Annotated in this window: 13 protein-coding genes; 6 read left to right on the forward strand and 7 right to left on the reverse strand. The window is 53.1% G+C overall.

Annotated elements, in window-relative coordinates; genetic code table 11:
- Positions 1 to 353 precede the first annotated feature (353 nt).
- Positions 354 to 863: a molybdopterin-guanine dinucleotide biosynthesis protein MobB gene (mobB, locus tag PGR09_RS22450; protein WP_049059986.1), complete on the reverse strand. Its 510-nt coding sequence runs from the start codon at positions 861 to 863 to the stop codon at positions 354 to 356.
- On the reverse strand, positions 860 to 1,441 hold the full coding sequence (mobA, locus tag PGR09_RS22455; protein WP_047078394.1) for a molybdenum cofactor guanylyltransferase MobA: 582 nt from the start codon (positions 1,439 to 1,441) through the stop codon (positions 860 to 862). Before mobA ends, mobB begins: the two co-directional genes overlap by 4 nt.
- A 71-nt stretch (positions 1,442 to 1,512) precedes the next feature.
- Here mobA and PGR09_RS22460 point away from each other — a divergent pair, with 71 nt between their 5' ends.
- The 3 genes from PGR09_RS22460 to dsbA all read left to right on the forward strand — a co-directional run bounded on the left by PGR09_RS22460 (position 1,513) and on the right by dsbA (position 3,494).
- Entirely contained in the window at positions 1,513 to 1,782 is a 270-nt protein-coding gene (locus PGR09_RS22460; RefSeq protein WP_015368982.1) for a YihD family protein, read from the forward strand.
- Positions 1,783 to 1,857: 75 nt separating this feature from the next.
- The gene (locus tag PGR09_RS22465) at positions 1,858 to 2,844 is read left to right on the forward strand and encodes a serine/threonine protein kinase (RefSeq protein ID WP_045395243.1); all 987 of its coding nucleotides are present in this window, start codon (positions 1,858 to 1,860) and stop codon (positions 2,842 to 2,844) included.
- Between the two features lie 26 nt (positions 2,845 to 2,870).
- A complete protein-coding gene (dsbA, locus tag PGR09_RS22470) occupies positions 2,871 to 3,494 on the forward strand; it encodes a thiol:disulfide interchange protein DsbA (protein ID WP_045395245.1) in 624 nt (207 codons plus the stop codon).
- Between the two features lie 44 nt (positions 3,495 to 3,538).
- On the opposite strand, the gene PGR09_RS22475 is transcribed toward dsbA, so the two are convergent.
- On the reverse strand, positions 3,539 to 4,441 hold the full coding sequence (locus PGR09_RS22475; protein ID WP_047045491.1) for an acyltransferase: 903 nt from the start codon (positions 4,439 to 4,441) through the stop codon (positions 3,539 to 3,541).
- 396 nt (positions 4,442 to 4,837) lie between these two features.
- Here PGR09_RS22475 and polA point away from each other — a divergent pair, with 396 nt between their 5' ends.
- Entirely contained in the window at positions 4,838 to 7,618 is a 2,781-nt protein-coding gene (gene polA, locus PGR09_RS22480) for a DNA polymerase I (protein WP_430916527.1), read from the forward strand.
- Between the two features lie 347 nt (positions 7,619 to 7,965).
- Here the strand turns inward: polA and yihA are convergent, their stop codons facing one another.
- A complete protein-coding gene (yihA, locus tag PGR09_RS22485) occupies positions 7,966 to 8,598 on the reverse strand; it encodes a ribosome biogenesis GTP-binding protein YihA/YsxC (protein ID WP_045395252.1) in 633 nt (210 codons plus the stop codon).
- Positions 8,599 to 9,179: 581 nt separating this feature from the next.
- Between yihA and yihI the strand changes: the two genes are divergently transcribed.
- Both yihI and hemN read left to right on the forward strand, forming a co-directional pair.
- Positions 9,180 to 9,686 (forward strand): Der GTPase-activating protein YihI, encoded by a 507-nt coding sequence (gene yihI / locus PGR09_RS22490; protein ID WP_045395254.1) that lies wholly within the window; start codon positions 9,180 to 9,182, stop codon positions 9,684 to 9,686.
- Between the two features lie 188 nt (positions 9,687 to 9,874).
- Entirely contained in the window at positions 9,875 to 11,248 is a 1,374-nt protein-coding gene (gene hemN / locus PGR09_RS22495) for an oxygen-independent coproporphyrinogen III oxidase (protein ID WP_430916529.1), read from the forward strand.
- A gap of 54 nt (positions 11,249 to 11,302) precedes the next feature.
- On the opposite strand, the gene glnG is transcribed toward hemN, so the two are convergent.
- The 3 genes from glnG to glnA form a co-directional block, all read right to left on the reverse strand.
- Positions 11,303 to 12,712 (reverse strand): nitrogen regulation protein NR(I), encoded by a 1,410-nt coding sequence (gene glnG / locus PGR09_RS22500; RefSeq protein ID WP_015368973.1) that lies wholly within the window; start codon positions 12,710 to 12,712, stop codon positions 11,303 to 11,305.
- A gap of 8 nt (positions 12,713 to 12,720) precedes the next feature.
- Positions 12,721 to 13,770, reverse strand: a complete 1,050-nt coding sequence (glnL, locus tag PGR09_RS22505) for a nitrogen regulation protein NR(II) (RefSeq protein WP_015368972.1) — start codon at positions 13,768 to 13,770, stop codon at positions 12,721 to 12,723.
- A 188-nt stretch (positions 13,771 to 13,958) separates the two neighbouring features.
- Positions 13,959 to 15,368: a glutamate--ammonia ligase gene (glnA, locus tag PGR09_RS22510; RefSeq protein ID WP_015368971.1), complete on the reverse strand. Its 1,410-nt coding sequence runs from the start codon at positions 15,366 to 15,368 to the stop codon at positions 13,959 to 13,961.
- Positions 15,369 to 15,613 lie beyond the last annotated feature (245 nt).

Consider the following 15,613-nt stretch of genomic DNA (forward strand, 5'->3'; position numbering starts at 1 on the left):
AAAGGTGCGCAGCACCGCCTCCGGGAAAAGCCGCTGCCATAGCAACGTAAACGAAAGGCTCAGTCGGAAGGCCGGGCCTTTTGTTTTGGTGTTTTGCGGCCAGACGCGCCGCCGTCTCCCCCGGTGGCGCTGCGCTTACCGGGGCGACAGACTCCGTAGCCCGGAAAAGGTGCGCAGCACCGCCTCCGGGGAAAGCCGCTGCCATATCAACGTAAACAAAGGCTCAGTCGGAAGACCGGGCCTTTTGTTTTGGTGTTTTGCGGTCAGACGCGCCGCCATCTCCCCCGGTGGCGCTGCGCTTACCGCTCCTTCCCCGGGCTACACCGCCTCCGGGAAAACATCCTATCTCTAAACTACGATTGCTTTTCTAACCAACTCGCAATAAACGTCGCGATCTGTGGGATATTATTTAAATCCAACAGCGGAAGTGACGTCGCGATGGGCACATCGCTGGCCACGGCGATCGTATGTTCATCAATCACCAACTCTTCTACACGATGTCCGCTGTTTTGCCGGAAAAGAAGGATCTTCGGCACAGGTTCATGCTTAAAACCCTCCACCAAAACAAAATCCGACTTGTTCGAATCCATTCTGCTTACCAGCCATTGAAGGTCTAATTCAGCCTCATCTGGGGTTTCTGTCATCAGCGCCCAGCGCTGCTTACTGGCGACAATGGTTTGTGAAGCGCCAGCTTTACGCAACTCATAACTATCCTTGCCCGGCTTATCGACATCCATATCGTGATGAGTGTGCTTAATCAACCCCGGCCGCAACCCTTTGGCGCAGAGTTCAGGAATAAGACGCTTTAATAATGTTGTTTTCCCGGTACCGCTCCATGCGGCGATCGCTAGTAAGGGGATCATGATGGCTCCTGCATTTGCTGCAACTCATCCAGCGTATTCACATTGATGAATGCTGATTTCACATCGCTGAAATTCACCGGGCGCCCACCTACCTGGCGCATAAAGACCATCACCCGGCGTTCTCCATGAGCAAGATAAGTCTCCAGTTCCGGGATGATTTGACGATGAACTAATGCAACGGCGGGATGATCGCGCTCGCCATCGTGTGCCCAAACCACCGATGACGAGGCTTTCTGTTGTACAAAACGCTCGACCAGAAAAGAGGGGATGAACGGCGTGTCGCAGGGGCAAAAAACAAACCAGGGGCTATCTACCTGCTGCATAACGGCAAGCATTCCGGCCAGTGGACCTGGGTAATCATTCTGCGTATCGCGATATACCGGATATCCGCTGGCATGCCAGCGCTCAAGATGACGGTTAGCGCTAATCACTAACCTTGCTACCTGCGGCTCTAATGTATCCGCAACGTGACGCCAGAGAGGACGACCATTCAGCAGCTGCAATCCCTTATCAACACCGCCCATGCGCGTAGCTCTTCCACCCGCCAGCACGACGCCGGTTATTGCCTCGCTTTGCATATTAATATCGCCTCTTTCATTGTGGGATTGACCCTGTTAACTTGTCCCTATCAAGAGTAAGGAGCATGACTATGAAATGTAAACGCCTGAATGAAGTAATTGAGCTTCTCCAGCCTGCCTGGCAAAAAGAACCTGAACTGAACCTGATGCAATTCTTGCAGAAACTGGCGGCTGAAGCAGGTTACAAAGGTGAACTGGCCGATCTTTCTGATGATATTCTGATTTATCACCTGAAGATGCGTGATTCATCGAAAGAGGCCGTCATCCCGGGTATACAGAAAGATTATGAAGAGGATTTCAAAACCGCACTACTACGCGCGCGCGGTGTTATTAAAGAGTAAAAGGTTGTAAGTGCTGCCGCGAAACCGGCTACGAGATGATATCCTGAAGCATTCGTACGATTATCGGATGTCAGGATGCACGATAAGGCTTTTACTTTTCAGACGCTTCACCCGGATACCATCATTGATGGATTATTCGATCTGGGAATGCGGGTCGACTCCGGTCTGACTCCGCTTAATAGCTATGAGAACCGTGTTTACCAGTTTCAGGACGAAGATCGCCGCCGCTACGTGGTGAAGTTCTATCGTCCTGAACGCTGGTCTGCAGAACAGATCCTCGAAGAACACCAGTTTGCGCTTCAGCTCGTAGAGGATGAAGTGCCCGTTGCCGCGCCGCTCTTATTTAACGACAGCACGCTACATCAACATCAGGGATTCTTCTTTGCCGTCTTCCCAAGCCTCGGCGGCCGCCAGTTCGAAGCAGATAATCTTGACCAAATAGAATGGGTCGGGCGCTATCTTGGCCGCCTGCACCAGACCGGTCGTAAGCAGCGTTTTAATGCGCGTCCGGAAATTGGCGTACAAGAATATCTGTTGGAACCACGCCAGGTATTTGAACAGGCGACGCTTATTCCATCTGGCCTGAAGGCTGATTTCCTGGGTGCGGCTGATAAACTCATCGATGCCGTCCGGTCGCAGTGGCACGGGCGTGCGGATACGCTTCGTCTGCATGGCGACTGCCACGCCGGCAATATCCTGTGGCGCGATGGGCCGCTGTTTGTTGATTTAGATGATGCCCGCACCGGCCCGGCAGTACAGGATCTCTGGATGCTGCTGAATGGCGATAAAGCCGAACAGCGCATGCAGCTGGAGACCATCATTGAGGCCTATGAAGAATTCAGTCCCTTCAACACGGACGAAATCGCTCTCATCGAACCTTTACGCGCCATGCGTTTAGTTTATTATCTGGCGTGGCTGCTCAGGCGTTGGGACGATCCTGCTTTCCCTATAAATTTCCCATGGTTAACCGGGGAAGATTATTGGCGCGGGCAGACTGCAACATTTCTTGAGCAGGTGAAGGTTCTGCAGGAACCCCCTCTTCAGTTAACGCCAATGTATTAATGTGATATATCAGGAGAGAAATAATCATGAAAAAAATTTGGCTGGCGCTGGCTGGTATGATTCTGGCTTTCAGTGCATCCGCTGCCCAGATCACCGACGGCAAGCAGTACACCACCCTTGATAAGCCGGTTGCAGGCGAACCTCAGGTCCTTGAGTTCTTCTCATTCTACTGCCCGCACTGCTATCAGTTTGAAGAAGTGCTGCACGTTTCCGACAACGTACGTCAGAAACTGCCGGAAGGCACCAAAATGACCAAGTATCACGTTGAATTCCTGGGCCCGTTGGGTAAAGACCTGACCCAGGCGTGGGCTGTGGCGATCGCGCTGGGCGTTGAAGATAAAATTACCGCGCCGATGTTTGAAGCGGTACAGAAAACTCAAACCGTTCAGTCCACTGCCGACATCCGTAAAGTCTTCGTTGATGCGGGCGTTAAAGGTGAAGATTACGACGCGGCATGGAACAGCTTTGTGGTGAAGTCTCTGGTCGCACAGCAAGAGAAAGCCGCAGCCGATTTACAGCTGCAGGGCGTTCCGGCGATGTTTGTTAATGGTAAATACCAGCTGAACCCGCAGGGTATGGATACCAGCAACATGGACGCGTTTGTTTCTCAGTACGCAGATACTGTGAAACAACTGGTTGAAAAGAAATAAAAAAAATGCCGGTCACTGACCGGCTTTTTTTATCGACTAAATAGTTACGACTTTTCGTTACCCTGCATAATGTCAGTGAGCTGACGATCTTTTTCTTCCCAAAGCCCATTCAGCCAGCGCTGGAAACCACGCTTAAAGTTTTTATCATTGACGTAATCACCGTGTAATTCCTCGCCAATCGGCACCAGATTAATACGTACCACGATACGCGTCAGGCGACCGCTTAACATATCGTAAAACGGCCTGGTATTATTGTCCGGATAGCACAGCGTAACGTTCAGTAGCTTATCGAACTGTGCGCCGAGGACGTTTAACGCCATCGCTATGCCCGCAGCTTTAGGCGGCAGCAGGTTGTGGTAAGGCGAGCGCGTCTCGCGCTTCTTTTCTGCGGTAAACCTTGAGCCTTCGACGAAATTGACGATGGTAGTCGGATGAGAACGGAATTTTTCACAAGAGCGGCGAGTCGTTTCGACGTCTTTACCGCGGCGTTCCGGGTGGCGCAGTAAGTAGCCGCGCGAATAACGGCGCATAAAAGGCATATCAAGCGCCCAGCAGGCCAGGCCGATAAATGGTACCCAGGCCAACTGCTGCTTGAGGAAATACTTGTTCATTGGGATATGTTTGCGAAACAGGACGCAAAGTACCACGATATCCGCCCAGCTGTGATGATTGCTGATAAGCAGATACCAGTTCTTTTTATTCAGCCCTTCCAGCCCCTGAACATCCCATTTCAACCATGGGTTGAGATGCAGCAACAGCGCCAGTCCTTCGCACCAGCAATACATCATGAAATTGCAAAAAACAGAAATAGAACGCCAAACCGCCGGGATAGGTACCAGCAGTTTAATCAGCCCGGCGATGATAATCGGCACGGAACAGATAATGGTGACTAAGATGGTAAGGGCGATACTCAGCGGGAGTGTTATCGCAGCGAGTAATCTCGACATAGTTAGTTTATTCAGAAAGTTAGGCCGGCAAAGAACGTTCTTAAACCGCGCAAGGGGCTGATTTTACCAGAAAACGCGGCAAATAACGGGTCTTACCAGAACAGAAAAAAACGCGAATCTTATATCCACATGGAACATTGAGTCATCATGAAGCATATATAGCCTTGGGTGCATAATTAATGCATTGATATATAATGATTTATAAGATTCTTTGTTACATGGTTTAGGCTTTTTTGGCTGAGGCGATAAAACTATGCACAAAGTTATCCACAGATAATATTGTGCAGCGATTCACCTCTGCGATGAATCTTTTCGGCTAAATGCGGGAAAAATTCAGGATTTCATGCCCGTCTGTGGCATCCTTTACCCATAATCTGATAAACAGGCACGGAAATTATGGTTCAGATCCCAGAAAACCCTCTCATCCTCGTCGACGGCTCCTCTTATCTATACCGGGCTTACCACGCCTTCCCGCCGCTAACCAATAGCGCAGGGGAGCCTACCGGCGCAATGTACGGCGTGCTGAATATGCTGCGTAGCCTGATCCTGCAGTATCAGCCGACGCATGCCGTCGTGGTATTTGATGCCAAAGGGAAAACCTTCCGTGACGAATTGTTTGAGCACTACAAATCACATCGTCCGCCGATGCCGGACGATCTACGCGCGCAGATCGAACCTCTGCACAAGATGGTGAAGGCGATGGGGCTGCCGCTGATGGCGGTGCCTGGCGTTGAAGCGGATGACGTTATCGGCACGCTGGCTCGCGAAGCGGAAAAAGTGGGCCGTCCGGTACTGATCAGCACCGGCGATAAAGATATGGCTCAGCTGGTGACGCCGGGCATTACCTTAATCAACACCATGACCAACACTATTCTCGGCCCGGAAGAGGTCGTGAATAAGTACGGCGTACCGCCGGAACTGATTATTGATTTCCTGGCGCTGATGGGCGACTCCTCAGATAACATACCTGGCGTCCCGGGCGTTGGGGAAAAAACGGCGCAGGCGCTACTGCAGGGATTGGGCGGTCTGGATGCGCTCTATGCGGAACCAGAAAAAATCGCCGGGCTGACCTTCCGCGGCGCGAAAACAATGGCGGCGAAGCTGGAGCAGAACAAAGAGGTGGCCTACCTCTCTTATCAACTCGCCACAATAAAAACCGATGTGGAGCTGGATCTCGGCTGCGAAGAGCTGTTAGTTGCGCAGCCAGCGGCAGATGAGCTGCTGGCGTTGTTTAAGCAATATGAATTCAAACGTTGGATCACCGATGTCGAATCCGGCAAATGGCTACAGGGGAAAGGCGCTAAACCAGCGGCGAAACCAGCTGAAGCTGCGGTGATTGTGGAAGAAGAGGTCGCCGCGACGCTCTCTGCCGAGCACTATGTGACGATCCTGGATGAAGCGACGCTGGTTGAATGGATTGCCAAACTGAAGAAAGCGCCGCTATTCGCTTTTGATACCGAAACGGATAGCCTCGATAACATTTCCGCCAATATGGTTGGTCTGTCATTCGCGATTGAGCCTGGCGTCGCGGCTTATGTGCCGGTGGCCCATGATTATCTCGACGCGCCGGATCAGATCCCACGTGAACGCGTGCTGGAGCTGCTCAAGCCGCTGCTGGAAGATGACAAGGTGCTAAAAGTAGGGCAAAACCTGAAGTACGATCGCGGCATCCTGGCCAACTACGACATTGAACTGCGTGGTATTGCCTTCGACACCATGCTGGAATCCTACACCCTCGACAGCGTCGCGGGTCGACATGATATGGATAGCCTGTCCGATCGCTGGTTGAAACACAAAACCATCACCTTTGAAGAGATTGCCGGTAAGGGAAAAAATCAGCTTACCTTCAATCAGATCGCCCTGGAAGAGGCCGGTCGTTACGCCGCGGAGGATGCTGACGTGACGCTGCAACTGCATCTGAAGATGTGGCCGCAGCTGCAGCAGCATGAAGGCCCGCTGAATATCTTTAAAAATATCGAGATGCCGCTGGTGCCGGTGCTGTCGCGGGTTGAGCGCAACGGCGTGAAGATCGATCCGGCGGTGCTACATGCGCATTCGCAGGAGATCGCGAAGCGTCTGGTTGAGCTGGAACAACGCGCCCATGAGATTGCCGGTGAGGAGTTCAACCTCTCTTCTACCAAACAGTTACAAACCATCCTGTTTGAAAAGCAGGGCATCAAGCCGCTGAAGAAAACGCCAGGCGGCGCGCCGTCGACTTCTGAAGAGGTGCTGGAGGAACTGGCGCTGGATTATCCGCTGCCGAAGGTGATCCTCGAGTATCGCGGGCTGGCGAAGCTGAAATCGACTTATACCGATAAGCTGCCGCTGATGATTAACCCAAAAACCGGCCGTGTTCATACCTCGTATCATCAGGCGGTAACGGCGACCGGGCGGCTCTCTTCGACCGATCCTAACCTGCAGAACATTCCGGTGCGTAATGACGAAGGTCGCCGCATTCGTCAGGCGTTTATTGCGCCTGAGGATTACCTGATTGTGTCTGCCGACTATTCGCAGATTGAGCTGCGCATCATGGCGCACCTGTCGCGCGATGAAGGGCTGCTGAAGGCTTTTGCGGAAGGTAAGGATATTCACCGCGCCACCGCGGCAGAGGTGTTTGGCCTACCGCTGGAAAGCGTCAGTAATGAACAGCGCCGTAGCGCGAAGGCGATTAACTTCGGCCTGATTTACGGCATGAGCGCATTTGGGCTGGCGCGTCAGCTGAATATTCCGCGTAAAGAAGCGCAGAAGTATATGGACCTCTATTTCGAGCGCTATCCGGGCGTACTGGACTATATGGAACGTACCCGCGCGCAGGCGAAAGGGCAGGGCTATGTCGAAACGCTGGAAGGGCGCCGTCTGTACCTGCCGGATATCAAATCCAGCAATGGCGCCCGCCGCGCGGGCGCGGAACGAGCGGCTATCAACGCTCCGATGCAGGGAACGGCGGCGGATATTATTAAGCGGGCGATGATTGCCGTTGATGACTGGCTGCTGAGCGAAAAACCGCGCGTGCGGATGATCATGCAGGTGCACGATGAACTGGTGTTTGAAGTGCACAAAGACGATCTGGACAGCGTATCGAAGAAGGTGCATGAGTTAATGGAAAACAGTACCACCCTGGCCGTGCCGTTATTAGTGGAAGTCGGTAGCGGCGAAAACTGGGATCAAGCGCACTAAGTGGGCAATCTGTAAGGCTCTTTTTTGTAAGTAAGCAACATAACTTATAGATTTTTGTGATGGTCATTTGAATTTGTTATGTAAATAGTGAAAAAAAACTACAAAAAGTGCTTTATCCATAACCGAAAGAAGAGTAAAGTTATTCGCGTAGGGTACAGAGGTAAGATGTTCTATCTTTCAGACCTTTTACTTCACGTAATCGGATTTGGCTGAATATTTTAGCCGCCCCGGTCATTTATGACCGGGGCGTTTTTTATTGCGCGAAAGAAAAGTTTTACGTGCTGACAACAGCGCAAAATGAACGTCCGGATAGGGCGCTGGGCGCCATTATCCGGAAAAAGCGGGGGTTACTCTGCGTCTTCGGCGGCTTCTTGCGGCGGGATTTCGTTAAACCAGCTATCCAGCTTCTGACGCAACTTATCCACGCCAGATTTTTTCAGCGAAGAGAAAGGTTCAACCTGGATATCGCCATTGAAGGCCAGTACCGCTTCACGCACCATATTGACCTGCGCTTTACGCGCGCCGCTGGCGAGCTTATCGGCTTTGGTTAGCAGCACCAGCACCTGAATATCGCTTTCTACCGCCCACTCGATCATCTGCTGATCGAGATCTTTCAGCGGATGACGAATATCCATCAATACCACCAGGCCTTTCAGGCACAGACGTTTTTCAAGATACTCACCCAGCGCTTTCTGCCATTTGATTTTCATCTCTTCCGGCACCTGCGCGTAGCCATAACCCGGCAAGTCGACCAGGCGTTTACCTTCCGCAACCTCAAACAGGTTGATAAGCTGGGTACGACCCGGCGTTTTTGACGTACGCGCCAGGCTTTTCTGGTTAGTCAGCGTATTAAGGGCGCTGGATTTGCCCGCATTTGAGCGGCCAGCGAATGCCACTTCGATTCCGGTATCGGATGGAAGATGGCGGATATCAGGCGCGCTCGTAACAAAATGCGTCTGTTGATAATTCCAGTTGGTCAAGACTGTCGTCTCCGTAAAATCAGGCTATGGCGGGGATTATACCTGAAAGGCAGAAAAAGGCTGTTTTTACCGCACGCCGTTACTGTAAGTAAAAACCATACACTTTGTGAGACATTGCCCATAAGGACTATACGAAATTTGTGAGAAAAACCTGACGTCAAATTCATAGATCACCGTTAAATCATGCTGTTACAGGAAACTCCATATCCTTAAGCTATCTTTTCATCCTACAGGTGGTTGTCGATTTCCGGCAAAACGGTAAAGTAGTGGGCAAAGGCGAGGAAGCCAGAGGATTACGACTCAGGACGAGGGGTCAGGAGCGCCAGGAGGCGAAGACCAGGATTGTCAGGATGACAAACGTCTGGAGACGTTTTAAAAGGGAAAGGGATAGAACAAGGACCGTTGGAAGCTAAGGGAAAGACAGGGTAAGTCGATAGCTGACATGGAAAGTGGAAACCCGTTAAGGGTTGTGAGTGCGGAAAAAGGCGACAGATTAATCTGTCGCCTTTTTTCTTTGCTTGCTTTCTGCTAGATTCCGCCTCAATTCTATACTGAAGAAAACTGTCTGAAGATCACACATCATGAAAAAACCGGCATCCGCATCGCGCGGTAAAGCACGTGGTAAGTCGCGTGAAGAGTTGAACCAGGAAGCACGCGACCGTAAACGTCAGAAAAAACACCGCGGCCATGCCGCAGGCAGCCGTGCCAGCGGCGGCGATGCTGCTTCAGCAAGCAAAGGTCGCAGCCAGCAGCAGGACCCACGTATTGGCAGCAAAAAACCGATCCCGCTGGGCGTGACAGAAAGCACCCCGGCCGTTAAGCAGCACAAACCGAAGAGCGAGAAACCTATGCTTTCACCGCAGGCTGAGCTGGATTTGCTGGAGAATGATGAGCGCCTGGACGCGCTGCTGGAACGTCTGGAAGAGGGCGGTACCCTGAATGCTGAAGAGCAGGCATGGGTCGATGCCAAACTGGATCGTATTGACGCGCTGATGCAGCAGCTTGGCCTCTCCTATGATGACGACGAGGACGAGGAAGAAGAAGAGCGTCAGGAAGATATGATGCGTCTGCTGAAGGGTGGAAACTAACGTTTGCATCCCATCGGATTCCCAGTCCTGCTTATAACCCTTCTGGTTATATGTTATCTGCTGTGGTTATTCGTTAAACTAAGACGGTTGTCGCGGCGTCAAAAATGGCTGCGCAACCGGCTCATGACCCGAGGTGCGGTTGGGCCGGCACGACGTACCCGTCGGCGGCATCATCGGAAGGAGTGAGCATGTCTGAGCAGTTAATCGACTGGGATCTGGCCCTTATCCAGAAATATAACTATTCCGGGCCGCGATATACCTCGTATCCCACCGCGCTGGAGTTTTCTCCGGCGTTCGGCGCTGCTGATTTTGCCGCCGCCGTCGCCCGCTACACGCAGCGCCCGCTGTCGCTGTACGTCCATATCCCGTTCTGCCATAAGCTCTGCTATTTCTGCGGCTGTAATAAGATTGTCACCCGTCAGCAGCATAAGGCCGATCAGTATCTTGATGTCCTTGAGCAGGAAATTATTCACCGCGCGCCGCTTTTTGCCGGCCGTCAGGTTAGCCAGCTGCACTGGGGCGGCGGTACGCCAACCTATCTCAACAAAGCGCAAATCAGCCGCTTGATGAATCTGCTGCGCGACCACTTTAACTTCAACGCCGATGCGGAAATCTCAATTGAGGTTGATCCGCGTGAAATTGAACTGGATGTACTGGATCATTTACGATCCGCAGGGTTCAACCGTCTGAGCATGGGGGTGCAGGATTTCAATAAAGAAGTACAGCGCCTGGTGAACCGTGAACAAGATGAAAAATTCATCTTTGCGCTGCTGCGTCATGCGCGTGAGATTGGCTTCACATCGACCAACATCGATTTGATTTACGGTCTGCCGAAGCAAACGCCGGAAAGCTTTGCCTTCACGCTGCAGAAAGTGGCTGAACTCAACCCGGACCGTCTGAGCGTCTTTAACTACGCGCATCTGCCAACGTTATTCGCTGCGCAGCGCAAAATTAAAGACGCGGATTTACCGAGCGCAGAGCAGAAACTGGATATCCTGCAGGAAACCATCGCTTCGCTTACCGACGCTGGCTATCAGTTTATCGGCATGGACCACTTTGCCCGGCCGGACGATGAACTGGCGATTGCCCAGCGCGAAGGCGTGCTGCACCGCAACTTCCAGGGATACACCACCCAGGGCGATACCGACCTGCTCGGAATGGGCGTGTCGGCGATCAGTATGATTGGCGACTGCTACGCGCAGAACCAGAAAGAGCTGAAACAGTATTACCAACAGGTCGATGAAAGCGGTACCGCGCTGTGGCGGGGCATTGCGTTAACCCGCGATGATTGTATCCGCCGGGATGTCATTAAGGCCCTGATTTGCAACTTCCGTCTTGAGTTCGCGGCGGTTGAAACGCAGTGGGATCTTATCTTCAACGATTACTTTGCCGAAGATATGAAATTGCTGGCGCCGCTGGCGAAAGACGGGCTGGTGGATGTGGATGAAAAAGGAATACAGGTCACGGCAAAAGGCCGTCTGTTGATTCGTAACATCTGTATGTGCTTCGATGCCTATCTGCGGCAGAAAGCGCGCCTGCAGCAGTTCTCTCGCGTTATTTAAGCGAATCCCGGTGAGCCAGCTCACCGGGCGTTCATTTCGCCACTAAGACCGGTGTTATTCCATTCCCAGCTCTTTTAGCTTCCGCGTTAACGTATTTCGCCCCCAGCCCAGCAGGCGAGCGGCTTCCTGCTTATGCCCTTGCGTATGACGCAGCGCGGTGGTGAGCAATGCACGCTCCATCTCCGGCTGCGCTTCTGATAGCAGGTTTTGATGACCGGAACGCAGGGCGCGGTCAGCCCATTGCCCCAGCAGCGTCGCCCAGCTATCCGGTTGGATCTGCGTTGGGCTATCGGGAATCGACGTTTCGAACAGCTCGGACGGCAGATCCTGGGTCAATACCTCCTGGCCTGCTGCCATCACCGTTAGCCAGCGACAGGTGTTCTCCAGCTGGCGTACGTTACCGGGCCAGGCCAACCGCGTCAGCGCCGCTTCCGTTTCCGGATGCAGCTGCTTGGCTTCGACGCCCAGTTCGCGGGCGGCAATCTGCAGGAAGTGGCGCGCCAGGCGCGGAATATCTTCCCGGCGTTCGCGCAGCGGCGGCAAATGTACGCGAATCACGTTCAGGCGATGGAACAAATCTTCACGGAATTTTCCTTCCTGCACGCGTAGCTCAAGGTTCTGGTGGGTAGCGGCAATAATCCGCACATCGACTTTCACCGGTGCATAACCGCCAACGCGATAAAATTGACCGTCAGCCAGCACGCGCAGCAGTCGCGTCTGAACATCCAGCGGCATATCGCCAATTTCATCAAGGAACAGCGTACCGCCATCGGCCTGCTCAAAACGCCCCTGACGGACGGTATTGGCGCCGGTAAAAGCTCCTTTTTCATGGCCGAACAGTTCCGATTCAATCAAATCTTTCGGAATGGCCGCCATGTTAAGGGCGATAAACGGCGATTTGGCGCGTGGACTGTGACGATGCAGCGCGTGGGCGACCAGCTCTTTACCGGTACCTGATTCGCCGTTGATCAGTACGCTGATTGAGGAGCGTGACAGTCGGCCAATGATGCGAAACACATCCTGCATCGCCGGCGCTTCGCCAATAATATCGGCCGTCGGGCTGCTGACCGGCGTATTACGCGGCTGCTGCTGCTCCTGATAATGGCTAATCGCACGGTCAACCAGCGCGACAGCCTCATCAATATCAAAAGGTTTCGGCAGGTAATCAAAGGCCCCCTGCTGATAGGCGCTGACGGCGGCATCGAGATCCGAATGCGCGGTCATAATGATGACCGGAAGCATCGGATGGCGTTGTTTAATCTGCTTTAACAGCGCCAGGCCGTCCATCCCAGGCATGCGAATGTCGGAAAGTAAAACGTCCGGCGTTTTGGTAGTGAGGGCATCAAGCACCTCATTGCCGCTCTCAAACGTGGTGCAGCTTAAACCCGCTCCGGTGAGTGCGCGTTCAAGCACCCAACGGATGGAGCTATCGTCATCGACTACCCAGGCTATCCCTCGTTGCATAAACACCTCTATTTCCGAATAGGCAGGTATACCGAGAACTCGGTATGGCCTGGCCAACTGGTAAATTCAATTTTGCCGGAGTGCTGATCGATAAGACTGCGGGCGATGGAAAGCCCAAGACCGGTACCGCCTTCGCGGCCGCTGACCATGGGGTAAAACAGCGTATCCTGCAGATGGGGCGGGATACCGGGCCCGTTATCTTCCACGTCGATACGCGCCGCCAGACGGTAACGTACGCCGTGGAGCGTGAGCTGAAAGGCGGTTCGGGTGCGCAGGATGATTTCGCCGCCCTCGGGCCCCAGGGCCTGCAGCGCGTTGCGCACGATATTCAGCAGCACTTGCTCGATTTGTTCCGGGTCGTGGGCCAGCTCAGGCAGGCTCGGGTCGTAATCGCGGATCAATTTGACGTTATCCGGCAGCTCCATGGAGACCAGCGCCACCACGCGCTCCGCGACTTTATGAATGCTTTCCGTGATGTGCATACCGGGATGCTGCGGCCCCAGCAGGCGATCGACCAGGTTACGTAACCTGTCGGCCTGTTCAATAATCACCTGGGTATATTCCATCAGCGCGGGATCCGGTAGCGCTTTACTCAATAGCTGCGCCGCGCCGCGCAGGCCGCCGAGCGGGTTTTTAATCTCATGCGCCAGACCGCGCACTAAATCGCGCGCCGCCACCTGCTGAGCATGCTGCAGCTGTTCCTGGCTCAAACGACGCTGATTATCCATCGGCGACATCTCAAGCAGGATATAGCCTTCAGGCAGGCGCTGAGCGGTGAGGGAGAGAATGTGCGAGCGGCCGTCAATCACCAGCGTCACTTCGTTATCCGTGAAGCCCTGACCCGCCTGCAGGCTCTCCTGCATCAGGCCAATGTTTAACGAAAAATAGCTCAGCAATTCTGGCAGTGGCGTACCGAATAATTTACGCGAGCTTTGCGCCAGTAACTGCTGGGCTGCCGGGTTGGCATAATGCACCGCGAGGTCGTCATCGACTAATAAGATACTGTGGATCAGCGAGTTGAGGATCTGCCCAGCATCGGGCTGTGTGCCTGTTGCCATCTGACAGTCTCCTGAAATGGTTGCACTATTTTAGTGCAGTATAGCTTTTTATTGGTAAAAAGCGCGAGAGATCAGCGTGTTGCTGGTGAAAAAAGCCCATCCTGAGATGGGCTGAAAGTTTCCACGGCAACAAAACATCCCTGGTATCCCGTGCCACAACACGGGAACACCATGGATTTACAGCAAAATCAGACGCTGTAGTACAGTTCGAACTCAACCGGGTGCGGAGTCATACGTACGCGGTCGTTTTCTTCAATGCGCAGGGCGATGTAAGCATCGATAGCTTCGTCAGTGAAGACGCCGCCTGCGGTCAGGAACTCGCGGTCTGCATCCAGAGCCTGCAGGGCTTCTTCCAGAGAACCTGCAACCTGCGGGATTTCTTTCGCTTCTTCCGGCGGCAGATCGTACAGGTTTTTGTCCATCGCATCGCCAGGATGGATTTTGTTTTTAATACCGTCGAGGCCGGCCATCAGCAGCGCGGCAAAGCACAGGTACGGGTTGGCTGCCGGGTCCGGGAAGCGCACTTCGATACGACGCGCTTTCGGAGAGGCGACCACTGGAATACGGATGGAAGCAGAGCGGTTACGGGCGGAGTAAGCCAGCATGACCGGCGCTTCGTAACCCGGGACCAGACGCTTGTAGGAGTTGGTGGTCGGGTTCGCCAGGGCGTTGATCGCTTTAGCGTGCTTAATAACACCGCCGATGTAGTGCAGCGCTTGCTCAGACAGGCCCGCGTATTTGTCGCCGGAGAACAGGTTTACGCCGTTCTTGGACAGGGACATGTGGCAGTGCATGCCGGAACCGTTATCGCCAAACATTGGTTTTGGCATGAAGGTCGCGGTTTTACCGAAACGGTGAGCGACGTTGTGTACAACGTATTTGTAGATCTGAATTTCGTCCGCTTTTTTGGTCATGGTGTTGAAGCGGGTGGCGATTTCGTTCTGACCTGCAGTTGCCACTTCGTGGTGGTGAGCTTCAACAACCAGGCCCATCTCTTCCATGATCATACACATGGTAGAACGGATGTCCTGAGAGGAGTCTACCGGCGGAACCGGGAAGTAACCACCTTTCACGCCCGGACGGTGGCCTTTGTTGCCGCCTTCGTATTTGGTAGAAGAGTTCCATGCGCCTTCGATATCGTCAATGGCCACGTGGGAACCAGAGATGGATGCGCCAAAGCGGATGTCGTCGAACAGGAAGAATTCTGGTTCTGGCCCGAACAGAACGGTGTCGGCGATGCCGGTGGCGCGCAGGTATTCTTCAGCGCGCTTGGCGATAGAGCGCGGGTCGCGGTCGTAGCCCTGCAGGGTGCCGGGTTCCAGGATATCGCAGCGGATGATCAGCGTAGGTTCTTCGTAGAACGGGTCGATCAGCGCCGTGGTGGCATCCGGCATCAGGACCATGTCGGATTCGTTAATACCTTTCCAACCGCCAATCGAGGAGCCATCAAACATTTTGCCTTCTTCAAAGAATTCGGCATTTACCTGATGGGAAGGAATCGTGACGTGCTGTTCTTTACCTTTGGTATCGGTGAAGCGCAGATCGACAAACTTCACTTCGTGCTCGTTCAGCATCGTCAAAACGTGTTCAGCGGACATACTTAAACTCTCCCGGATTGGTCATTGTCGTCGTGGTAACGAACTTCTTACTACTTAAAAGTGGCGTTGTTGCCTTAAAAAATATAAAGCGAAATCTGTGCCAACTTTTAAAAGTACGGTAAAACGCTGTATCATGCGCACCATAGTGCAAAAGGACTGCACCATGATGGAGATAATGCACCAAAATAGTGCCTCGATGTGAACATTGAGCACCATTTTGGTGCAATTTTTATTACGGTGCCCTT

The organism is Klebsiella sp. 141251 (assembly GCF_050600725.1).
Classification (GTDB): Bacteria; Pseudomonadota; Gammaproteobacteria; order Enterobacterales; family Enterobacteriaceae; genus Klebsiella; species Klebsiella aerogenes.